We start from the raw sequence: 20,512 nt of genomic DNA on the forward strand, positions 1-20,512 counted from the left end.
ATCTGTAGGAGCGAGCTTGCTCGCGATAGGGCCGATCAGGCCCGGCTAGCGCGGCGCCTTCGGGATTATCGCGAGCAAGCTCGCTCCTGCAGGGGCTTATGCGTTGTGCTGCAAATGATAGATAGCATTGGCCAGCGCGATGTCTTCCAGGCCCAGGCCAATGGAGCGGAAGAATACGTGGCGGTCGTAGGCCGGGGGCGGCGCCTTATCGGCAAGCAGCTCTGGCAGGTCGCCTAGAATGGCGCTCCTGTCCCAGCCATGCTGCTCGCTGGCGATCAGCATTTCTCCGGCCGAGCCTGGGGTGGTCTGACGATAGTCGCAATAGACCTGCATTTCATTCAGGGTTTGCGGCGGCACTTCGTGAGCCCGTGGCGCGTTGGTGCTGATCGAGGTGATCAGTGCCGGTTTACTGAGGGTACGCGGGTCGATCACCGGGCCTGCGGAGGAGGTGCAGAGCATGATCACGTCGGCGTCCTGAAGCGCCTGCTCGCGGCTGGCAACGATTTGCAAGCGCGGGTCAAGGGTGCTGATTGGCGCCAGCTCTTCAGGGCTTTTGCCGGCCAGGGCTGGCGAGTAGAGGCTGATGCTCTGCCAGTCGCGCAGCGTCTTCACATAGCGCAGGTGAGCCAGGGCCACCGGGCCGCTGCCAATAATCGCAAGATGCCTGGCGTGCGGCTCAGCCAGGGCGTCGATGGCCACAGCGGTCGCGGCGGCGGTGCGGGCGACCGTCAGTTCGCCTGCGTCGCAGAGCAGCAGCGGTTGACCATTGTCCATCGACATCAGCAGCGTCCAGGCCGTCACCAGTGCGCCTTCGCTGCGCACGATATAGGGTGAGGTTTTCACGCCGTAGACGCGGTCTTCGGCCAGAACGCCAAGGTAATTGATGAAATCGCCGGCGCCTTGGGGGAACTCCACCAATTGCTGGGCCGGTTGCACGGCATGCCCGGCGGCCAGATCACGGAACATCTTGCGCAGAATCTGCGGCACGTCGAGGTGTTCGAGTAGCTGGCGGGCCTGGGCTTTGGCGACCACATAAGGCGTGCTGGACATGCTGATGCTCCGTGGAAGTGAATATAAACTAATTTGTCCATTATGGACTTATAGTTCCATATGACAATATCCAGACGAAAAAAAACGCAGACCGTTTCCGGGCTGCGTCTCTTTTGTTGCGCCGGGTTTTACGGGCGCTTGCGCTCTACTGCGCGCAGTAGATGCGTCGGCGGTGTCTCGCAACTGATCTTGCGACCCAGCAGCGCCTCGATGGACGGTAGCTGGTAGGAGTCGTCTTCACCGGCGAAGCTGATGGACACACCATCGGCGCCCGCACGACCGGTCCGGCCAATGCGGTGGACGTAATCGTCCGGCACTTCCGGCAGGGTGAAGTTGATCACGTGGCTGATGCCGTCGATGTGAATCCCGCGACCGGCGACATCGGTGGCCACCAGCACGCGAATCTTGCCTTCGCGGAAGCCTTCCAGGGTCTTGATGCGCTTGTGTTGTGGAACGTCGCCGGAAAGCTGGGCGGCGTTGACACCGTCACGCACCAGACGTTCTTCGATGCGCCGCACTTCGTCCTTGCGGTTGGCGAAGACCATCACCCGTTCCCAGCCGTTGTCGTTCACCAGGTTGTAGAGCAGTTTGTATTTGTCGGCAGCGGCAACAGCATAGATGTGCTGTTCGACGTTCTCGCTGGCAACGTTCTCGGATTCGATTTCAACGATGGACGGGTCGGTGGTCCATTGCTTGGCCAGGTTCATCACGTCTTCGGTGAAGGTCGCAGAGAACAGCAGGGTCTGACGCTCGTTTTTCGGCGGAGTCTGGCGAATGATCTGACGCACTTGTGGGATGAAACCCATGTCGAGCATTCGGTCGGCTTCGTCCAGGACCATCACTTCGACCATGTCCAGGTGCACGTCGCCGCGCTGGTTGAAGTCCAGCAGACGGCCCGGGGTGGCCACGAGGATGTCGCAGTGGCGGGCCTCGAGGTGCTTGAGCTGCTTGTCGAAGTCCATGCCGCCAACGAACGTCATGACGTTGAGGTCGGTGTACTTGGTCAGGTTGGCGGCGTCCTTGGCGATCTGCACCACCAGCTCGCGGGTCGGCGCGATGATCAGCGCCCGCGGTTCACCCATGTAGCGCTCTTTCGGCGGTGGGGTTTGCAGCAGCTGGGTGATGATCGAGATCAGGAACGCGGCGGTTTTGCCGGTACCGGTCTGGGCGCGGCCGATAGCGTCTTTGCCTGCCAGGGTGAAACCCAGCACCTGCGCCTGGATCGGGGTGCAGTACGGGAAACCCAGGTCCTGGATCGCGTGCATTAATTCTGGCGCAAGCTTGAAATCGTGGAAACGGGTTTTGCCTTCCTGGGGTTCGACGACGAAATCTTCGAGTTTCCAGGGAGTGACAGGCGCTTTCGGCGCGCGTGCGCGACGAGGTTGCTCTGGTTTGGGCTTTTCGCTGCGCGGTTGTTCGGAGGCCGGAGCCGCTGCCGGTTGAGCTTGGGGAGTGTTCACCGGCTCTTTTTTAGGCGCGGTGTCAGGCACGGCGCGACCAGGCTGATTACCGTCGGTGCGGCTGCCGGGGCTGTGGGAAGGTGCAATGGAGCCAGGCGCGAGCTGCTCAGCCTCGCTTTTACCAAACATTTTCTTGAGTGCTTTGAGCACGGTCATCTCATCAATTGGTTAAGGAATGTACGCCGGGCAGTGTAATGCAAGAATCGGGCGCGGCGTAGTGGATTGCTTAAAGGGCTACAGGAAGTTTCTATTTCAACGCAAACGGTTGGTGATCCAGGCGCCAATGTCGCGAATTTCATCGGGTAACACTTCATGGCCCATTGGGTATTCCTGCCATGTCACGGTGACATCAAGTCGCTTCAAATGCTCGTAGGCAGTTCGACCCATGGCGTTTTGTACGACGTCATCGTAGTGGCCATGCAGGCAATACACCGGGATCCGCTGTTGGCTGGCCGACAATTGCAGTTGGTCACTGAATGTCGGTGCATAAGTAGAGAGGGCGATTACGCCACCCAAGGGGCCTTGCCATTTCAAGAAGGCGGTGTGCAGCACCACCGCACCGCCCTGGGAAAAACCGGCGAGAAAAATTCGCGAGGCGTCTATTCCGCTGGCGCGCTGTTCTTCGATCAAATCGGTGAGCGACCGCGCGGACTCATCCAGCTGCTCGCGGTTGATTGCCCGCGCCGGGTTCATGGCCAGAATGTCGTACCAGCTCGGCATTTCGTAGCCGCCGTTGATGGTCACGGCGCGGGTCGGCGCTTGTGGCAGAACAAAGCGGGTAGTCAGCAGGCTTTCTTGTAGCGCCTCGGCTACCGGCAGGAAATCGTAGCGGTCGGCGCCCAGGCCATGCAGCCAGATCACGCAGGCATCGACGGGCTTGCTGGGCTGAAGAATCAAGGTCTGGGTCATGTCTGCTCCATTAGTGTGCGTGCGCTCTGATTGAGTGCGACGTCAGAGTGCGCTTCTGGTTAATCAGTTAAGAAGATGTCGCAAGGTTGCAAGTTTTGCTATTGACCTGCCGCTGAAACGCTTTAGCGGCAGGTGTGGTACGGGCTTTGCTATGTGGAAAGCTGTGCAAGTAATCCTGCGCCGAGCGGTAACACTATCAGTCTACCTTCGGTTGTGGGATAGCAAAGAATCCGGTGATGGACGTTCGCCAAGGGCCGCTACGGGCTTCGCGAACATGAAGGGCTACAGCCCGTTCGGCCGATTGGTGAGAAGTGAGTTTTCCATTAAGTGGATTTTCTCCTACTAGACTCATAGCTAGGTCTTACGCCGCTTGACCCTTAAAAAAGCCAACACGGGGTCAACAGCGCCTCATAAGGGTGCGGCAAGACTCAAGCTCCGACACAACAAGAGCAAAACTGGAGGTTTGAATGAAGATGTTGAAATCCACCCTGGCCATCGTGACTGCGGCCGCAGTACTCGGTGTCAGTGGGTTCGCTCAGGCGGGTGCAACCCTGGATGCGGTGCATAAGAAAGGTTTCGTACAGTGCGGTGTAAGCGATGGTCTGCCGGGTTTCTCGGTACCGGACGCAACTGGCAAGATCCTCGGGATCGACGCTGACGTCTGCCGCGCTGTGGCCGCTGCCGTATTCGGCGACGCGACCAAGGTCAAATTCAGTCAGTTGAACGCCAAGGAGCGTTTCACCGCACTGCAATCCGGTGAAATCGACGTACTGTCGCGTAACACCACCATGACCAGCTCTCGCGATGCGGGCATGGGCCTGAAATTTCCGGGTTTCATCACCTATTACGACGGCGTGGGCTTCCTGGCCAACAACAAGCTGGGCGTGAAAAGTGCCAAGGAACTGGATGGCGCGACCATCTGCATTCAAGCCGGTACCACCACTGAGCTGAACGTTTCTGACTATTTCCGTGCCAATGGCCTGAAATACACCCCGATTACCTTCGATACCTCCGACGAAAGCGCCAAGTCGCTGGAATCCGGTCGTTGCGACGTGCTGACTTCCGACAAATCCCAGCTGTTCGCCCAGCGCAGCAAGCTGGCCTCGCCGAAAGACTATGTGGTGCTGCCGGAAACCATCTCCAAGGAACCTCTGGGGCCGGTGGTCCGTAATGGCGACGACGAGTGGCTGGCCATCGTGCGCTGGACAGGCTACGCCCTGCTCAACGCTGAAGAAGCCGGTATCACTTCGAAAAACGTTGTGGAACAAGCCAAGTCCACCAAGAACCCGGACGTTGCCCGTCTGCTGGGCATCGATGGTGAGTACGGCAAGGACCTGAAGCTACCGAAGGACTGGGTCGTCCAAATCGTCAAGCAGGTTGGTAACTACGGCGAAATCTTCGAGAAGAACCTGGGCAAGGGCACGCCGCTGGAAATCGACCGCGGCCTGAACGCCCTGTGGAGCAACGGCGGCATTCAATACGCACCACCTGTGCGCTGATGGTTCTATCACCCGGTGGGCCAACCACCGGGTGATGTTCTGTTCCATTATTTCTGGGGCACTTCATGCAAAATTCAATCGGCGCACCAAAGCAGAGGTTCTCCCTCAGCGATCCTCGAGTGCGTGCGTGGCTCTTCCAGATCATCACGGTTGTCGCGGTGATCGCCATGGGTTGGTACCTGTTCAACAACACTCAGACCAACCTTCAGCACCGGGGCATCACCTCGGGGTTCGGTTTTCTTGAGCGCAGTGCCGGGTTCGGTATCGCCCAGCACCTGATCGATTACACCGAATCGGACAACTATGCCCGCGTCTTCCTGATCGGCCTGCTCAATACCCTGCTGGTGACCTTCATTGGCGTCATTCTGGCGACGATCCTCGGCTTCATCGTTGGCGTTTCCCGACTGTCGCACAACTGGATCATCAGCAAACTGGCGACCGTTTACGTCGAGATTTTCCGTAACATTCCGCCGCTGCTGCAGATTCTGTTCTGGTACTTCGCGGTGTTCCTGACCATGCCAGGGCCGCGCAACAGTCATAACTTCGGCGACACTTTTTTCGTCAGCAGTCGTGGCTTGAACATGCCGGCAGCCCTGATCTCCGGCGGCTTCTGGCCGTTCATGGTCAGCATCGTGGTGGCCATCGTTGCCATCGTGCTGATGTGCCGCTGGGCCAACAAGCGTTTCGAAGCGACCGGCGTGCCGTTTCACAAGTTCTGGACCGGCCTGGCAATGTTTCTGGTGATTCCTGCGTTGTGCGCGCTGATCTTTGGCGCTCCGCTGCATTGGGAAATACCGAAGCTGCAAGGCTTCAACTTCGTCGGTGGCTGGGTGTTGATCCCGGAACTGCTGGCCTTGACCCTGGCGCTTACGGTGTACACCGCGGCGTTTATCGCCGAGATCGTGCGCTCGGGCATCAAGTCGGTCAGCCATGGCCAGACCGAAGCGGCCCGTTCCCTGGGGCTGCGCAACGGCCCGACCCTGCGCAAGGTGATCATCCCGCAAGCTCTGCGCGTGATCATTCCGCCGCTGACCAGCCAATACCTGAACCTGGCGAAGAACTCCTCGCTGGCTGCCGGTATCGGTTACCCGGAAATGGTTTCGCTGTTTGCCGGCACCGTGTTGAACCAGACCGGTCAGGCCATCGAAGTCATTGCCATCACCATGAGCGTGTACCTGGCGATCAGTATCAGCATTTCCATGCTGATGAACTGGTACAACAAGCGCATTGCGCTGATCGAGCGGTGAGGAAACGCGCATGACGACTCATATTTTCAAACCTGACATGCCACCACCAGGCATCCGCATCGGTGTCGTGGCGTGGATGCGCGAGCACATGTTCTCCAGCTGGATCAACACGCTGCTCACGCTGTTCGCGTTCTACCTGATCTATCTGGTCGTGCCGCCCATCCTGCACTGGGCGTTTCTCGATGCCAACTGGGTCGGTACGACCCGCGCCGACTGCACCAAGGGCGGCGCCTGCTGGGTGTTCATTGAGCAACGCATCGGCCAGTTCATGTACGGCTACTACCCGGTGGATCTGCGCTGGCGCGTGGACCTGACCGTGTGGCTGGCGGTGATCGGCGTGGCCCCGTTGTTCATCACGCGCGTCCCGCACAAGGCGATCTACGGCCTGAGCTTCCTGGTGCTGTACCCGATCATTGCCTACACCCTGCTGCACGGCGGCTACCTGGGCCTGAGCAATATCGCCACCAGCCAGTGGGGCGGCCTGATGTTGACCCTGGTAATCGCCACCGTCGGTATTGTCGGTGCGTTGCCGCTGGGAATTCTGCTGGCGCTGGGACGCCGTTCGAACCTGCCGGCGATCCGCGTGGTCTGCGTGACCTTCATCGAGTTCTGGCGCGGCGTGCCCTTGATCACGGTATTGTTCATGTCCTCGGTGATGCTGCCGCTGTTCCTGCCTGAGGGCATGAACTTCGACAAGCTGCTGCGGGCGCTGATCGGCGTGATCCTGTTCCAGTCGGCCTACATCGCCGAGGTGGTGCGCGGTGGTTTGCAGGCCATACCCAAAGGTCAGTACGAAGCGGCCGCGGCGATGGGCCTGGGCTACTGGCGCAGCATGGGCCTGGTGATTCTGCCGCAAGCCCTGAAGCTGGTGATCCCGGGGATCGTCAACACCTTCATCGCACTGTTCAAGGACACCAGCCTGGTGATCATCATCGGCCTGTTCGACCTGCTCAACAGCGTCAAGCAAGCCGCCGCCGACCCGAAATGGCTGGGTATGGCGACCGAAGGCTATGTGTTTGCGGCCCTGGTGTTCTGGATTTTCTGTTTTGGTATGTCCCGCTATTCCATGCACTTGGAACGTAGGCTGGACACAGGCCACAAGCGTTAGGAGTTTTGTGATGAGTGAAGCGATCAAACAGCCTGTGGGCCCTGAAGGCATTATTCAAATGCAGGGTGTGAACAAGTGGTACGGCCAGTTCCACGTGCTGAAAGACATCAATCTGAACGTCAAACAGGGCGAGCGCATCGTCTTGTGCGGGCCGTCCGGCTCTGGCAAGTCGACCACCATTCGTTGCCTCAATCGCCTGGAAGAACACCAGCAGGGCCGCATCGTGGTCGATGGCGTGGAGCTGACCAACGACCTCAAGCAGATCGAAGCGATCCGCCGTGAAGTCGGCATGGTGTTCCAGCACTTCAACCTGTTTCCGCACCTGACCATCCTGCAGAACTGCACGCTGGCTCCGATGTGGGTGCGCAAGATGCCCAAGCGCCAGGCCGAAGAAATCGCCATGCACTATCTGGAGCGCGTACGCATTCCAGAGCAGGCGCACAAATTCCCGGGGCAGCTTTCCGGTGGTCAGCAACAGCGTGTGGCGATTGCCCGTGCGTTGTGCATGAAGCCGAAAATCATGCTGTTCGATGAGCCGACCTCGGCGCTCGATCCGGAGATGGTGAAGGAGGTTCTGGACACCATGATCGGCCTGGCCGAAGACGGTATGACCATGCTCTGCGTAACCCACGAAATGGGCTTCGCCCGCACCGTGGCGAACCGGGTGATCTTCATGGATAAAGGCGAAATCGTCGAACAGGCCGCGCCGAACGACTTCTTCGACAACCCGCAGAATGAACGGACCAAGCTGTTCTTGAGCCAGATCCTGCATTGATCCGGCACAGGCGTTGAAATAAACCCGGACGTGTTCCGGGTTTGTTTTTGTCTGGGGGGTTATCTCATCAGGATGTAAGGACGGTTTCGTGTTCCGGATGGCGGGTAGCCAGCAGTTGCCGTAGATCGGCGCCCTCACTCAGTGCCTGTACCTCAGCCATCAAGTGAGGATGGCGATCAAGCAAGCGCATCAACATGAACAGCGGCTGAGGAGGGGCAAGTTCGCCACGCTCGTAACGGGAAAAGGCGTTGTGCCCGCCACCCGACAGTAACTTCACCGCGTCTTTCTGCGTGAGGTGTAGTTTGCGGCGGATGCGTTTCGTTTCGGCGGCCATGAGTTGCAGGCAATCTTCAAGCAGTTGGTCGCCAGCGTCGACATATCGCTGGGCACTGTCGCTGCCACTATCGAATTCGATTTCACCGCAGACCCTGCACTCCCAGCCGGCGAGATCGTGCACCGACCGGGACATTTGCTTGAAGTCGACAGTGAGACTGCGGCCGTCGAAATGATGCATTCCATCCCGGGTGCCGCAGCTGAAGCATTGCCGTGTTTTCATATGTTTTTCTCCTTGAAGGAGACTATCGGAGGCCCACCGCCGGGGCGGTAAGTCACTTTGATATAAATCTCCAGATCACGAAATGTTGCGTGGTACACGTCCTGCCAGGTTCGGTGATCCGCATAAGTGGTCATGGATTTGTAGAGCATCCTTTTCTCCAACGCATAAATCACTTTTTGCATCCTTTGAAACGTTAGTCCCATATTCCGGCCCGTCTGCAAAGCGCTGGTCGTAAAGGCTTCGACACCCAACTTGACAACCTCCGCCTTGACCACCGCCAGGTCATAATGAGGTGTGTTCTTTTCCATAAGACACCTTGGACACTGAAATAAATTACCCTTTGAGGGTAATTTTAACAATCGAAAATCCCGCTCTGTTTCTTGCCTTCTAACCCTAGAAGGTTGTCCTCTCAGACGAAGCTGACTAACATGTCAGAAAATTCATCCTATGATTGGATGAAAGGGCGAATCCTATGTCAGATATTTCTCCGTTAATTAAGCGTTCCCTGGTCGATCAGGCTTTGGAACAGTTGCGTCTGCGCATCAATGACGGCACCTGGACGATCGGCCAGCGCTTGCCCACCGAGCCGGAGCTGGCGATCGAGTTGGGCATCAGCCGCAACACGGTGCGTGAGGCTATGCGGGTGTTGGCGTTTTCCGGACTGATCGAGATTCGCCAGGGCGACGGCAGTTACTTGCGGGCGGTGGTCGATCCGCTGGACACCATGAAGGTGTTGTCACGCTGTTCCCACGAGCAGGCCCGGGAGACGCGGCACATCCTTGAAGTCGAGGCCATCGGCCTTGCGGCGTTGCGGCGTACGGATGAAGACCTCAAAGCGCTGCATGAAGCGCTTGGCGTCAGCGGCAGTCATTACCACGGCGACCTTGAGAGCTACATCGCGTGTGATCTGGTGTTTCACCGACGGCTGGTGGATGCCGCGCACAACCCCACCTTGAGCGAACTGTACCGCTACTTTTCCAGCATGGTCGGCGCGCATCTGCGCCAGACACTGAGCATCACGCCGCGGCGTCAGGAAGTGTTCGACCTGCACATCGAACTGCTTGAGGCCGTCGAGCAACGGGACCCGGAACGGGCCAAAGCCATTTCCCGGAAGCTGATCAATGAACCTTGAAACCGAGAATCCCATGTCCACCCCACAGGCGACCCAGCGCGGCGTGACGCAACCCAGACGCACGGCGGAGCTTGAGGAGCTATTGATCGACGCCGAAGCCGATGACGAAGAAATCCAGCAAAGCCATCCGGTTTTACGTCGTCCGTGGCTGTTGCTGCTGGGATTGATTCTGGTTGCGTTGAACCTGCGCCCGGCGCTGTCGAGCATGGCGCCGTTGCTCAGTGAGGTGTCAAAAAGCCTCGGGCTGTCGGCGGCGCAAGCGGGGCTGCTGACCACATTGCCGGTGCTCTGCCTCGGTCTGTTCGCCCCGCTGGCGCCGATTCTGGCGCGACGTTTCGGTGCCGAGCGGGTGGTGCTGGGAATCTTGCTGACCTTGGCCTGCGGGATCATTCTGCGCAGTTCATACGGTGAAGTCGGCTTGTTTTCCGGCAGCATCCTGGCCGGTGCCAGTATCGGTGTGATCGGCGTGTTGCTGCCGGGCATCGTCAAACGGGACTTTGCCAAACACGCCGGGACCATGACCGGTGTCTACACCATGGCGCTGTGTCTGGGCGCGGCCATGGCGGCGGGGGCGACGGTTCCTCTGAGCCAGCATTTCGAGGGCAGCTGGGCCATGGGGTTGGGTTTCTGGATCCTGCCGGCATTGGTGGCGGTGGTGTTCTGGTTGCCGCAAGTCGGTCAGAAACACGGTACCCACAATGTGGCTTATCGGGTGCGTGGCTTGCTGCGTGATCCGTTGGCCTGGCAGGTGACGCTGTATATGGGCCTGCAATCTTCGTTGGCTTACATCGTTTTCGGCTGGTTGCCATCGATCCTGATCGGTCGTGGCCTGACACCGACTCAAGCGGGTCTGGTGCTGTCCGGCTCGGTCATCGTCCAGCTGGCCAGCTCGCTGGCCGCGCCTTGGCTGGCAACCCGTGGCAAAGACCAGCGTCTGGCGATCGTCATCGTCATGTGCCTGACGCTCGGCGGTCTGTTCGGTTGTCTCTACGCGCCGCTCGAAAGCCTCTGGGGTTGGGCGATTCTGCTCGGCCTGGGGCAGGGTGGTACCTTCAGCCTGGCGTTGACCCTGATCGTGCTGCGCTCACGGGATGCCCATGTTGCGGCGAACCTCTCGGGCATGGCCCAGGGCATCGGTTACACCCTGGCGTCCATGGGCCCCTTCGCTGTCGGGCTTGTGCATGACCTGACAGGCGGCCGGACTGCGCTGGGCTGGATCTTCGGGGTGATCGGTAGCGGTGCCATCATCGCCGGCCTCGGCGCCGGGCGTTCGCTGTACGTTCAGGTCGAAAGCGAAAAGGTCTGAGCCAGGCGCACTATCGGTATTCCCGCCACGAATGCCGATAGTTTTCCCGAGCGTTGCAGACTATCGTGCGGGCATCCTTTCGATTTTTCGGAGCCTGTTTATGAGTGATGTCCACAGCGCATTGATCACTGAGTTCTACACCGCTTTCCAGCGGCTGGATGCCGAGGCCATGAGCGCCTGCTACACCAAGGACGTGGTGTTCAGTGATCCTGCGTTTGGCGAGTTGCGCGGCCGCGATGCCGGCGACATGTGGCGCATGCTGACCACTCGGGCCAAGAACTTCTCTCTGACCTTCGACGATGTCCGTAGCGATGAGCGCACCGGTAGCGCCCATTGGGTGGCGACCTATCTATTCAGTCAGACCGGCAACACCGTGGTCAACGACATTCAGGCACGGTTCGTTTTTCGCGATGGCAAGATCTGTGAACACCACGACCACTTCGATCTGTGGCGCTGGTCGCGGCAGGCGCTGGGCACCAAGGGCTTGTTGCTGGGCTGGACACCGTTGGTGAGAAACGCCGTCCGGACCCAGGCCTTGAAGGGATTGAGGACTTTCCAGGCCAGTCGTTAAGGGCGGGCCTCTGATAAGATCGCAGCTTGTTTTCTGCAAGCCAAGATCCTCACGTGAACAGCAGCCTTGAAGCCCCCATCAACAGCGTCGAACCAGAGCCCGCGGTGAGCAAACCATGGTTCGTCTATCTGATTCGCGCGGCCAATGGTTCGCTGTATTGCGGGATCAGCGATGATCCCGTGCGACGGTTTGCGGTGCATCAGAGTGGCAAGGGCGCGCGGTTCTTTCTTTCCAGTCCGGCGGTGGCACTGGTTTACACGGAAGTCTGCCGCGACAAGGGTGAAGCCCTGCGTCAGGAACGCCTGATTAAAAAACTCAAGAAAAGCGCCAAGGAATGCCTGGTGACGAGTGCCTCCACAGGCTTTATCAATCTGACTGATAAGGTCCCATCAGGCTGATGGGTAGGCCGCCTACCATTTGCGCGCTAAGCTGGTGACTCTTACTCGTGCGGTGGACTTGAGCATGTCAGATCTGATTCTTCACCATTACCCGACTTCCCCTTTTGCGGAAAAGACCCGGCTGTTGCTGGGTTTCAAGGGCCTGTCATGGCGCTCAGTGAAGATCTCGCCGGTGATGCCAAAACCCGATCTGACAGCGCTGACCGGTGGTTATCGCAAGACGCCAGTCTTGCAGATTGGCGCTGATATCTATTGCGACACCGCGTTGATTGCCCGTCGTCTCGAGCAAGAGAAAGTCTCACCGGCACTGTTTCCTGAAGGTCAGGAAATGATCGCCGCGATGTTCGCCGCCTGGGCCGATTCGGTGGTTTTCCAGCATGCGGTCAGCCTGGTGTTCCAGCCAGAGTCGGTGGCGGTGCGTTTCGCCAAATTGCCGCCGGAAGCGATCAAGGCGTTTGTCGCCGACCGCGCCGGATTTTTCAGTGGCGGTAGTGCGACGCGCTTGTCGGCCGAACAGGCCAAGCATCAGTGGCCGACGATCATGGCCCGTCTGGAGCAGCAACTGCAGCGCGAGCAGGGCGACTTCCTGTTCGGTGAACCGTCGATCGCCGACTTCTCCATGGCCCACCCCTTGTGGTTCCTCAAAGGCACACCGGTTACTGCGCCATTAGTCGATGCGTACCCGGCGGTGTCCGCCTGGCTTGCCCGGGTGATGGGCTTCGGCCATGGCGCATCGAGCGATATGACCGGCGAAGAGGCGCTGGAAATTTCCCGTCAGGCCACGCCGGCCGCTTTGCCGGACGAGCAGTTCGAAGATCCGAATGGTTTCAAGGCCGGTCAGCAGGTGGTGATTGCCGCGATCGACTATGGCGTTGATCCGGTCGCAGGCGAGTTACTGTTTGCGGGTCGCGAAGAGTTGATCCTGCGTCGCGAGGATGAGCGGGGCGGTGTAGTACAGGTGCACTTTCCGCGGTTCGGCTTTCGGATTGAAGCGCGTTGATTGACAGGTCGAGCGCATAGAGTTGGATGTGTAGGAGCGAGGCTTGCCCGCGATGAAGACAACGCGGTACATCTGAAAAAATGCGCCGTCTGCTTCGCGGGCAAGCCTCGCTCCTACAGCGCCGACAAAATAGCTTCAGGGCTGTAACCGCGAATCAAGGTGCCGTTTACGTCCAGCATCGGAATCCCGCGTCCACCCAATGCCTCATAGGCCTTGCGCCCTTGGGCATCTTTCTCGAAGTCGAACTCGCTATACGGGATGCCTTTCTGGTCCAGGAAGCGTCGGATCAGTTTGCAGTAGCCACACCAGTCGGTGGCGTAGAGCACGACCCTGGCATTGGCCCGGGTCTGCTCGGACACCACCGCTTGCGGGTTGAACACTCGCTCGATTTTCCCCCAGTTCTGGTAGGCCACGACCACCAGCAGAATCAGCAGGAATTTCTTCAGGATCCCGTTCAGCATCAGTTGCGACGCTTGAGCTGATCAGTCAGTTGGGTCGGCAAGCCCTTGATGATGAGCGTGCCGGCTTCTTCGTCGTATTCAATCTTCGAGCCCAGCAGGTGCGCTTCGAAGCTGATGGACAGACCCTCGGCACGCCCGGTGAAGCGGCGGAACTGGTTGAGGGTGCGTTTATCTGCCGGGATTTCCGGCGACAAGCCGTAGTCCTTATTGCGGATGTGGTCGTAGAACGCTTTCGGGCGCTCTTCGTCGATCAGCTCGGACAATTCCTCCAGCCCCATCGGCTCGCCCATTTTTGCCTGGCTGCTGGCGTAGTCCACCAGGGTCTTGATCTTCTCCCGGGCGGACTCTTCCGGCAGGTCTTCGCTTTCGACGAAGTCGCTGAAAGCCTTGAGCAGCGTGCGGGTCTCGCCAGGGCCATCGACGCCTTCCTGGCAGCCGATAAAGTCGCGGAAGTACTCCGAGACCTTCTTGCCGTTCTTGCCTTTGATAAAGGAGATGTATTGCTTGGACTGCTTGTTGTTCTGCCACTCGGAGACGTTGATTCGCGCCGCCAGGTGCAACTGGCCCAAATCAAGATGGCGCGAGGGGGTCACGTCCAGCTCGGCGTTCACCGCCACGCCTTCGCTGTGGTGCAGCAGGGCAATGGCCAGGTAGTCGGTCATGCCTTGCTGGTAATGAGCGAACAGCACGTGGCCGCCGACCGACAGGTTGGATTCTTCCATCAGCTTTTGCAGGTGTTCGACCGCGATTCGGCTGAAGGCGGTGAAGTCCTTGCCGCCGTCGAGATATTCCTTCAGCCAGCCGCTGAAAGGATGCGCCCCGGACTCGGCATGGAAAAAGCCCCAGGCCTTGCCTTGCTTGGCGTTGTAGCTCTCGTTGAGGTCGGCGAGCATGTTTTCGATGGCCGCGGACTCAGCCAGTTCGGAGTCGCGAGCGTGGAGAACAGCAGGTGTGCCGTCGGGTTTTTTGTCGATCAGGTGGACGATGCAATGACGGATCGGCATGGGCTTCTCGGCTGGTCGTATAGGGAGGGTTGAGCCCCCCAAAAAAGTGCCCAGTGTACCGCACCTATTGGTTTTGGCGCTGTTCGACGGTCGTTTTGGGACTGTCTGACCGGCGTTATGCATTTTTTTACGGTTTTAGTGTGATAAAGCTGACCAAATGGGTAGGTAGAGGCGGATATTTCCCCGTCTCTGTGCTAGTTTTGCCCCGTCTTACGCGCAGTAATGGCGTTAAGCGTGCATTCAGCATTTGTCAGGTCGAACCAAACCCCATTTCCGGTATCTATAACCCCGATCTGTGGTGGTTGTAGCCAGGGGTGCCAAGTCCTGAGGATCTGGCTCGATGGCTGACACTGCACTCTGCAATCCAAATGAATTTGATAGGGAAGGAACACCACAATGGCTATTACTAAAGACCAATTGATCGCTGATATCGCTGAAGCTATCGACGCGCCGAAAACCACCGCGCGTAACGCTCTGGACCAACTGGCTCAAATCGTTGCTGATCAATTGGAAAACGGCGGCGAAATCACTCTGCCAGGTATCGGCAAGCTGAAAGTGACCGAGCGTCCTGCCCGTACTGGCCGTAACCCATCGACTGGCGCTGCCATCGAAATCGCTGCCAAGAAAGTTATCAAGCTGGTCGTGGCTAAAGGCCTGACTGACGCTGTTAACAAGTAAGACGCAGTAAAAAAAACCGTGCTCCGGAGCAATCCGGGCACGGTTTTTTTGTGCCTGCGATTTCAGCGATTGACCCAGGGTCAATCGCTATTTCAGTCGTTACTTAGTTTTTGCGAGCCCAACGTTCGCGCCAGGTCTGCTGCTCGGATTTAGTCTGGAAGGTCCAGGCGACGAAGCGGCTTTGCTTCTGCCCTTGGGACATTTCCACGACCTGACTTTCCAGTACGCCGGCCTTTTTCAGCGCCGTCTGGATTGCAGGCAGGTTTGAGGTTTTCGAGACCAGGGTGCTGAACCAGAGCACTTTGTGTTGAAAATGCGCGCTCTCGGCGATCAGTTGCGTCACGAAACGTGCTTCGCCGCCTTCACACCACAGTTCGGCCGATTGACCGCCAAAGTTCAGCACCGGCAGTTTGCGCTTTGGGTCGGCGCGGCCCAGGGCGCGCCATTTACGCTCGCTGCCCTTGGTCGCCTCGTCCATAGATGCGTGGAATGGCGGGTTGCACATGGTCAGGTCAAAGCGCTCGCCGGGTTCGAGCAGGCCCAGCAGAATGTGCTTGGGATTGCTTTGTTGGCGCAACTGGATGGCTTTGTTCAGCCCGTTGGATTGCACGATGGCTTTGGCGGCAGCTACGGCCGTCGGGTCGATTTCCGAGCCGAGGAAGTGCCAGCGGTAATCGCTGTAACCGATCAGCGGATAGACGCAGTTCGCGCCCATGCCGATATCGAGCACCTTGACCGGCGCACCGCGAGGGATTTCGCCGTCGTTGACGCTGGCCAGCAGGTCCGCCAGGAAGTGCACGTAATCGGCACGACCCGGAACCGGCGGGCACAGGTAGTCGGCCGGGATATCCCAATGGGCGATGCCATAGAACGACTTGAGCAACGCCCGATTGAACACCCGAACGGCGTCCGGGCTGGCGAAGTCGATGCTTTCCTTGCCATACGGGTTGATGATCACGAACTTCGCCAGTTCCGGCGTGGTTTTGATCAGCGCCGGGAAGTCATAACGACCCTGGTGGCGATTGCGCGGATGCAGGCTGGCCTTCTCGCGCGGCTCTACGGCCTTGGCCATAGTGGCAGGCTTGGGCTTTTTGTCCGGGGTTCTGGGTGTTCTGGGGGTGGTCATGGGCGAAGTCGATTCGGGGGTGGCTCAAAGTGGCGGGTATTGTCCCACATCTATCGTCGGGTGCGAGATCGCCAAGATCGCAGGCTTCGCCAATGGCTATACGCACCCCCTGTAGGAGCAGCCGGTCGACGCTCGATTGCTCGCGATGGACTTGAAGCTGATGCGTTTCGTCAGAAAGCACGCGTTATCGTTGACGACCATCGCGAGCAATCGAGCGTCGACCGGCTGCTCCTACAAAAAACAATCGTGCCAATTTTGCCGACAAAAAAAGGGAGGCCTTATGGGCCTCCCTTTTTTCAACTCCCCGATTTGCCGTTACAAGCTGGCAATCCGTGCATGCTGTTCAGCCAGCTTGCCCAGAGCCTGTTCGGCTTCGGCCAGTTTGGCGCGCTCTTTGTCGATGACTTCGGCTGGAGCCTTGTCAACGAACGCAGCGTTGGACAGCTTGCCGCCGACCCGCTGCACTTCGCCTTGCAGGCGCTGGATTTCCTTGTCCAGACGCGCCAGTTCCGCTGCCTTGTCGATCAGGCCGGCCATCGGTACCAGCACTTCCATCTCGCCAACCAGAGCGGTGGCGGACAGCGGTGCTTCGGCGCCTGGGGCGAGAATCGTGATCGATTCAAGCTTGGCCAGCTTCTTGAGCAGTGCATCGTTTTCGCACAGGCGACGCTGATCTTCGCTGCTGACGTTTCTCAGGAACAGCTGCAACGGCTTGCCCGGGCCGATATTCATCTCGCCACGGATGTTGCGCGTGCCGAGCATCAGGCCTTTGAGCCATTCGATATCGTCTTCGGCCGCCGGATCAATGCGCGCCTCGTTCGCCACCGGCCACGGTTGCAGCATGATGGTCTTGCCTTCGATACCGGCCAGCGGCGCCAGGCGCTGCCAGATTTCTTCGGTGATGAACGGCATGAACGGGTGCGCCAGACGCAGGGCGACTTCCAGCACGCGAACCAGCGTACGACGAGTGCCGCGCTGACGTTCGATCGGCGCGTTTTCGTCCCACAGCACAGGCTTGGAGAGTTCCAGGTACCAGTCGCAATACTGGTTCCAGATGAACTCGTACAGCACCTGAGTGGCCAAGTCGAAACGGAACTGGTCGAGTTGGCGGGTCACTTCGGCTTCGGTGCGTTGCAGCTGCGAAATGATCCAGCGATCGGCCAGGGACAGTTCGACTTCTTCGCCGTTCTGACCGCAGTCTTCGCCTTTATCGAGCACATAGCGCGCGGCGTTCCAGATTTTGTTGCAGAAGTTGCGATAGCCTTCGACGCGGCCCATGTCGAACTTGATGTCGCGGCCGGTGGAGGCCAGCGAGCAGAACGTGAAGCGCAGGGCGTCGGTGCCATAGCTGGCGATACCGTCAGCAAACTCGTCGCGGGTCTGCTTTTCGATCTTCTTCAGCAGTTTTGGCTGCATCAGACCGGTCGTGCGTTTTTCCACCAGTGCTTCGAGTTCGATGCCGTCGATGATGTCCAGCGGGTCCAGGACGTTGCCCTTGGACTTGGACATTTTCTGGCCCTGGCCATCGCGGACCAGGCCGTGCACGTAGACAGTCTTGAACGGGACCTGCGGCGTGCCGTCTTCGTTTTTCACCAGGTGCATGGTGAGCATGATCATCCGGGCAACCCAGAAGAAAATGATGTCGAAGCCAGTCACCAGCACGTCGGTGGAGTGGAACTTCTTCAGGAACTCAGTCTGCTGCGGCCAACCCAGGGTAGAGAACGTCCACAGACCCGAGCTGAACCAAGTGTCGAGAACGTCGTTGTCCTGTTGCAGCGCTACGTCCGGGCCAAGGTTGTTTTTGGCACGCACTTCGGCTTCGTCGCGACCTACATAAACTTTGCCCGATTCGTCGTACCAGGCCGGAATCCGGTGGCCCCACCACAACTGACGGCTGATGCACCAATCCTGGATATCGCGCATCCAGGAGAAGTACATGTTTTCGTACTGCTTGGGTACGAAAGCAATCCGGCCGTCTTCAACGGCGGCAATCGCTGGTTCAGCCAACGGCTTGGTGGAGACGTACCACTGGTCGGTCAGCCACGGTTCGATGATGGTCCCGGAGCGGTCGCCTTTCGGCACTTTCAGGGCGTGATCGTCGACGCTGACCAGCAGGCCTGCAGCCTCGAAGTCGGCAACGATTTCCTTGCGCGCCTGGAAGCGGTTGAGGCCGGCGTACACGGCGGGCAGTTTGCCGTCGATCTGCTCGTTGAGCGTGCCGTCGAGGTTGAACACCTGAGCGACCGGCAGTACATCGGCGTTCTTGTCGAAGATGTTCAGCAACGGCAGATTGTGACGCTTGCCGACTTCATAGTCGTTGAAGTCGTGGGCCGGGGTGATTTTCACACAGCCGGTGCCGAATTCCGGGTCGCAATAATCGTCAGCGATGATCGGGATGCGACGGCCGACCAGCGGCAGCTCGACGAACTTGCCGATCAGGGCCTTGTAGCGCTCATCTGCCGGGTTCACCGCGACGGCGGCGTCGCCGAGCATGGTTTCGGGACGCGTGGTGGCAACGATCAGGTAATCCAGACCTTGCGCAGTCCTGGCGCCGTCGGCCAGTGGGTAGCGCAGGTTCCACAGGAAGCCTTTCTCGTCATGGTTTTCCACTTCGAGGTCGGAAATCGCCGTGTGCAGTTTGGTGTCCCAGTTGACCAGACGCTTGCCACGGTAGATCAGGCCGTCTTCGTGCAGGCGCACAAAGGCTTCTTTAACTGCTTCCGAAAGACCGTCGTCCATGGTGAAGCGCTCGCGGCTCCAGTCTACGGACGAACCCAGGCGGCGAATCTGGCGGCTGATGTTGCCACCGGACTGATCCTTCCATTCCCAGACTTTTTCGAGGAATTTTTCGCGGCCCAGGTCATGGCGATTCTGGCCTTGAGCTTCAAGCTGACGCTCCACCAGCATTTGTGTGGCGATACCGGCGTGATCGGTGCCCGGTTGCCACAGGGTATTGCGACCCTGCATGCGGCGGAAACGGATCAGGGCGTCCATGATCGCGTTGTTGAAGCCATGGCCCATGTGCAGGCTGCCAGTGACGTTCGGCGGCGGAATCATGATGGTGTAGGAATCGCCCGCGCCTTGCGGAGCGAAATAATTCTCGGACTCCCAGGTGTTGTACCAGGAAGTTTCAATGGCGTGCGGCTGGTAGGTCTTATCCATGCGCGGCGGGACCCTATTGGCATTTATTCAGGAAAAGCCGGCAAGTATAGCGGGGATGTTCGATTGGGCGTAGAGCGAGGTGATAGCAGGAGGGAGAAAAAACGATAGGGGGGGAGGCTTGCGGGCTTTTGTGGCGAGGGAGGCAAGCCCTCTCGCCACAAGAGAGATGTGTTTGGGGTCAGAACTGATACTGGCTCAACAACCGTTCCATCCGTGCGTCGAGCCGGCGTTTGATTTCGGTTTCGATGTGCGGGGCAAAGTCGTCGATCACGTCTTGCATGATCAGCAGTGCGGCGGCACGCAGTTCGCTGTCCAGATGCAGCAGGGCATCAGGACCTTTGTTGGCTACCGGCGCTGCTGCCAATGCCGGGGCGGGCTCTGGCTCTGCGATCGATACCGGCGTCGGTTGTGCCGTGGAGTTTTCGATGGTTTCGGCAGGTTTCTTGCCTGCGACCATGTCAAACAGCATGGGGATCTGTACATCGCTGGCAACCGTTTCGGTCAGCAGCGGTGGTTGCAGGTTGTCATCGCCGAGCAGTTGGCGGATCGACTCGAGGTCGTCCAGCAGGTGCGCGGACTTTTGCAGCGGATTTGGAGTGTCCATCGGGTGCTCAGAGTCGCTGTAGACGGTGATCTTGCAGAGGATAGCCCTGTTCGCGGTAGAAACGGAAACTCTCCCGCGCGGCCTGACGAATAGTAGGGTCTTCGACCACGACTTCTGCCACACGGGCGAAGCGCTGAGCGAATGCCGGGACTTTCAGGTCCAGATTGACCAGCAGGTCGTGATGTTGTCCGCAGTCTTGGCCCAAACCGAGAACAATCAGCCCGTCCGGCTCGTTTTCAGCGGGGCCATGAGGCACAAAGCTTTCGCCTTTGAAGCTCCACAAGCGGGCGTCGAGATCCTCACGCTGGGCCGCGTCGCTGCAATGCAGATAGACCCGGTGCCCAAGGCGCCAGGCTTTTTCGGTGAGTTTGCAGGCGAAGTCCAGGCGCGCGGACGGATCGGCGCTGGGCAGAATATAAAAGTCGACTTTGGTCATTGCGGGTCCTGACGCCTGCGCTGCGTCATC

Annotated in this window: 21 protein-coding genes; 10 read left to right on the plus strand and 11 right to left on the minus strand. The window is 58.9% G+C overall.

All coding sequences use genetic code 11. From position 1 onward, the window contains the following. Positions 1–96: 96 nt before the first annotated feature. From AC07O1_RS08100 to AC07O1_RS08110, 3 genes are all read right to left on the minus strand, one after another. The gene (locus AC07O1_RS08100; protein WP_495088457.1) at positions 97–1,050 is read right to left on the minus strand and encodes an ornithine cyclodeaminase family protein; all 954 of its coding nucleotides are present in this window, start codon (positions 1,048–1,050) and stop codon (positions 97–99) included. 128 nt (positions 1,051–1,178) lie between these two features. Continuing rightward, positions 1,179–2,666: an ATP-dependent RNA helicase RhlB gene (rhlB, locus tag AC07O1_RS08105; protein ID WP_495088458.1), complete on the minus strand. Its 1,488-nt coding sequence runs from the start codon at positions 2,664–2,666 to the stop codon at positions 1,179–1,181. A 96-nt stretch (positions 2,667–2,762) separates the two neighbouring features. Then, a complete protein-coding gene (locus AC07O1_RS08110; protein WP_495088459.1) occupies positions 2,763–3,419 on the minus strand; it encodes an alpha/beta hydrolase in 657 nt (218 codons plus the stop codon). A gap of 467 nt (positions 3,420–3,886) precedes the next feature. Between AC07O1_RS08110 and AC07O1_RS08115 the strand changes: the two genes are divergently transcribed. From AC07O1_RS08115 to AC07O1_RS08130, 4 genes are all read left to right on the plus strand, one after another. Then, positions 3,887–4,918, plus strand: a complete 1,032-nt coding sequence (locus AC07O1_RS08115; protein ID WP_495088460.1) for an amino acid ABC transporter substrate-binding protein — start codon at positions 3,887–3,889, stop codon at positions 4,916–4,918. 65 nt (positions 4,919–4,983) lie between these two features. Further along, positions 4,984–6,165: an amino acid ABC transporter permease gene (locus AC07O1_RS08120; protein ID WP_495088461.1), complete on the plus strand. Its 1,182-nt coding sequence runs from the start codon at positions 4,984–4,986 to the stop codon at positions 6,163–6,165. A 10-nt stretch (positions 6,166–6,175) separates the two neighbouring features. Further along, positions 6,176–7,273, plus strand: a complete 1,098-nt coding sequence (locus AC07O1_RS08125; protein ID WP_495023299.1) for an amino acid ABC transporter permease — start codon at positions 6,176–6,178, stop codon at positions 7,271–7,273. A gap of 10 nt (positions 7,274–7,283) precedes the next feature. After that, positions 7,284–8,048: an amino acid ABC transporter ATP-binding protein gene (locus tag AC07O1_RS08130; protein WP_495088462.1), complete on the plus strand. Its 765-nt coding sequence runs from the start codon at positions 7,284–7,286 to the stop codon at positions 8,046–8,048. Positions 8,049–8,115: 67 nt separating this feature from the next. On the opposite strand, the gene AC07O1_RS08135 is transcribed toward AC07O1_RS08130, so the two are convergent. Further along, positions 8,116–8,604 (minus strand): type II toxin-antitoxin system MqsA family antitoxin, encoded by a 489-nt coding sequence (locus tag AC07O1_RS08135; RefSeq protein WP_495088463.1) that lies wholly within the window; start codon positions 8,602–8,604, stop codon positions 8,116–8,118. Beyond that, complete coding sequence (locus tag AC07O1_RS08140; RefSeq protein WP_495088464.1) at positions 8,601–8,912, minus strand: type II toxin-antitoxin system MqsR family toxin; 312 nt, start codon at positions 8,910–8,912, stop codon at positions 8,601–8,603. Before AC07O1_RS08140 ends, AC07O1_RS08135 begins: the two co-directional genes overlap by 4 nt. 164 nt (positions 8,913–9,076) lie before the next feature. Between AC07O1_RS08140 and AC07O1_RS08145 the strand changes: the two genes are divergently transcribed. The 5 genes from AC07O1_RS08145 (at position 9,077) to AC07O1_RS08165 (ending at position 13,011) form a co-directional block, all read left to right on the plus strand. Next, the gene (locus AC07O1_RS08145) at positions 9,077–9,736 is read left to right on the plus strand and encodes a FadR/GntR family transcriptional regulator (RefSeq protein WP_495088465.1); all 660 of its coding nucleotides are present in this window, start codon (positions 9,077–9,079) and stop codon (positions 9,734–9,736) included. Beyond that, a complete protein-coding gene (locus tag AC07O1_RS08150; protein ID WP_495088466.1) occupies positions 9,726–11,042 on the plus strand; it encodes a CynX/NimT family MFS transporter in 1,317 nt (438 codons plus the stop codon). Before AC07O1_RS08145 ends, AC07O1_RS08150 begins: the two co-directional genes overlap by 11 nt. A 100-nt stretch (positions 11,043–11,142) precedes the next feature. Then, on the plus strand, positions 11,143–11,613 hold the full coding sequence (locus tag AC07O1_RS08155; RefSeq protein WP_495088467.1) for a nuclear transport factor 2 family protein: 471 nt from the start codon (positions 11,143–11,145) through the stop codon (positions 11,611–11,613). A 53-nt stretch (positions 11,614–11,666) separates the two neighbouring features. Further along, positions 11,667–12,011 carry a GIY-YIG nuclease family protein gene (locus tag AC07O1_RS08160; RefSeq protein ID WP_495088468.1) on the plus strand — a complete coding sequence of 115 codons (345 nt, stop codon included), beginning with the start codon at positions 11,667–11,669 and terminating at the stop codon, positions 12,009–12,011. Between the two features lie 64 nt (positions 12,012–12,075). Continuing rightward, positions 12,076–13,011, plus strand: a complete 936-nt coding sequence (locus AC07O1_RS08165) for a glutathione S-transferase family protein (RefSeq protein ID WP_495088469.1) — start codon at positions 12,076–12,078, stop codon at positions 13,009–13,011. 113 nt (positions 13,012–13,124) lie between these two features. Here the strand turns inward: AC07O1_RS08165 and AC07O1_RS08170 are convergent, their stop codons facing one another. Together AC07O1_RS08170 and yejK are read right to left on the minus strand one after the other, a co-directional pair. Next, entirely contained in the window at positions 13,125–13,472 is a 348-nt protein-coding gene (locus AC07O1_RS08170; RefSeq protein WP_494995092.1) for a glutaredoxin domain-containing protein, read from the minus strand. After that, entirely contained in the window at positions 13,472–14,476 is a 1,005-nt protein-coding gene (gene yejK, locus AC07O1_RS08175) for a nucleoid-associated protein YejK (protein WP_495088470.1), read from the minus strand. The genes AC07O1_RS08170 and yejK overlap by 1 nt, the downstream gene beginning before the upstream one ends. Before the next feature lie 396 nt (positions 14,477–14,872). Here yejK and AC07O1_RS08180 point away from each other — a divergent pair, with 396 nt between their 5' ends. Next, positions 14,873–15,154: an HU family DNA-binding protein gene (locus AC07O1_RS08180; protein WP_003440137.1), complete on the plus strand. Its 282-nt coding sequence runs from the start codon at positions 14,873–14,875 to the stop codon at positions 15,152–15,154. Between the two features lie 103 nt (positions 15,155–15,257). Here the strand turns inward: AC07O1_RS08180 and rlmF are convergent, their stop codons facing one another. The 4 genes from rlmF to AC07O1_RS08200 all read right to left on the minus strand — a co-directional run bounded on the left by rlmF (position 15,258) and on the right by AC07O1_RS08200 (position 20,482). Then, complete coding sequence (gene rlmF / locus AC07O1_RS08185; RefSeq protein ID WP_495088471.1) at positions 15,258–16,280, minus strand: 23S rRNA (adenine(1618)-N(6))-methyltransferase RlmF; 1,023 nt, start codon at positions 16,278–16,280, stop codon at positions 15,258–15,260. A 315-nt stretch (positions 16,281–16,595) separates the two neighbouring features. Beyond that, a complete protein-coding gene (locus tag AC07O1_RS08190; RefSeq protein WP_495088472.1) occupies positions 16,596–19,442 on the minus strand; it encodes a valine--tRNA ligase in 2,847 nt (948 codons plus the stop codon). Positions 19,443–19,620: 178 nt separating this feature from the next. Continuing rightward, a complete protein-coding gene (locus tag AC07O1_RS08195) occupies positions 19,621–20,046 on the minus strand; it encodes a DNA polymerase III subunit chi (protein WP_495088473.1) in 426 nt (141 codons plus the stop codon). Between the two features lie 7 nt (positions 20,047–20,053). After that, positions 20,054–20,482, minus strand: a complete 429-nt coding sequence (locus AC07O1_RS08200) for a DNA polymerase III subunit chi (RefSeq protein WP_495088474.1) — start codon at positions 20,480–20,482, stop codon at positions 20,054–20,056. Positions 20,483–20,512: the final 30 nt, after the last annotated feature.

The sequence above is a fragment of the Pseudomonas sp. GW821-FHT07G10 genome, from assembly GCF_059418545.1.

Excerpts from the sequence above, each read along its gene's own strand:
- AC07O1_RS08110 (WP_495088459.1), bottom strand. The coding sequence starts at position 3,419 with ATGACCCAGACCTTGATTCTTCAGCCCAGCAAGCCCGTCGATGCCTGC.
- rlmF (WP_495088471.1), bottom strand. The coding sequence starts at position 16,280 with ATGACCACCCCCAGAACACCCAGAACCCCGGACAAAAAGCCCAAGCCT.
- AC07O1_RS08200 (WP_495088474.1), bottom strand. The coding sequence starts at position 20,482 with ATGACCAAAGTCGACTTTTATATTCTGCCCAGCGCCGATCCGTCCGCG.
- AC07O1_RS08125 (WP_495023299.1), top strand. The coding sequence starts at position 6,176 with ATGACGACTCATATTTTCAAACCTGACATGCCACCACCAGGCATCCGC.
- AC07O1_RS08190 (WP_495088472.1), bottom strand. The coding sequence starts at position 19,442 with ATGGATAAGACCTACCAGCCGCACGCCATTGAAACTTCCTGGTACAAC.
- AC07O1_RS08195 (WP_495088473.1), bottom strand. The coding sequence starts at position 20,046 with ATGGACACTCCAAATCCGCTGCAAAAGTCCGCGCACCTGCTGGACGAC.
- AC07O1_RS08140 (WP_495088464.1), bottom strand. The coding sequence starts at position 8,912 with ATGGAAAAGAACACACCTCATTATGACCTGGCGGTGGTCAAGGCGGAG.
- rhlB (WP_495088458.1), bottom strand. The coding sequence starts at position 2,666 with ATGACCGTGCTCAAAGCACTCAAGAAAATGTTTGGTAAAAGCGAGGCT.
- AC07O1_RS08130 (WP_495088462.1), top strand. The coding sequence starts at position 7,284 with ATGAGTGAAGCGATCAAACAGCCTGTGGGCCCTGAAGGCATTATTCAA.
- AC07O1_RS08165 (WP_495088469.1), top strand. The coding sequence starts at position 12,076 with ATGTCAGATCTGATTCTTCACCATTACCCGACTTCCCCTTTTGCGGAA.
- AC07O1_RS08145 (WP_495088465.1), top strand. The coding sequence starts at position 9,077 with ATGTCAGATATTTCTCCGTTAATTAAGCGTTCCCTGGTCGATCAGGCT.
- AC07O1_RS08135 (WP_495088463.1), bottom strand. The coding sequence starts at position 8,604 with ATGAAAACACGGCAATGCTTCAGCTGCGGCACCCGGGATGGAATGCAT.
- AC07O1_RS08100 (WP_495088457.1), bottom strand. The coding sequence starts at position 1,050 with ATGTCCAGCACGCCTTATGTGGTCGCCAAAGCCCAGGCCCGCCAGCTA.
- AC07O1_RS08120 (WP_495088461.1), top strand. The coding sequence starts at position 4,984 with ATGCAAAATTCAATCGGCGCACCAAAGCAGAGGTTCTCCCTCAGCGAT.
- AC07O1_RS08170 (WP_494995092.1), bottom strand. The coding sequence starts at position 13,472 with ATGCTGAACGGGATCCTGAAGAAATTCCTGCTGATTCTGCTGGTGGTC.
- AC07O1_RS08180 (WP_003440137.1), top strand. The coding sequence starts at position 14,873 with ATGGCTATTACTAAAGACCAATTGATCGCTGATATCGCTGAAGCTATC.
- AC07O1_RS08150 (WP_495088466.1), top strand. The coding sequence starts at position 9,726 with ATGAACCTTGAAACCGAGAATCCCATGTCCACCCCACAGGCGACCCAG.
- AC07O1_RS08155 (WP_495088467.1), top strand. The coding sequence starts at position 11,143 with ATGAGTGATGTCCACAGCGCATTGATCACTGAGTTCTACACCGCTTTC.
- yejK (WP_495088470.1), bottom strand. The coding sequence starts at position 14,476 with ATGCCGATCCGTCATTGCATCGTCCACCTGATCGACAAAAAACCCGAC.
- AC07O1_RS08115 (WP_495088460.1), top strand. The coding sequence starts at position 3,887 with ATGAAGATGTTGAAATCCACCCTGGCCATCGTGACTGCGGCCGCAGTA.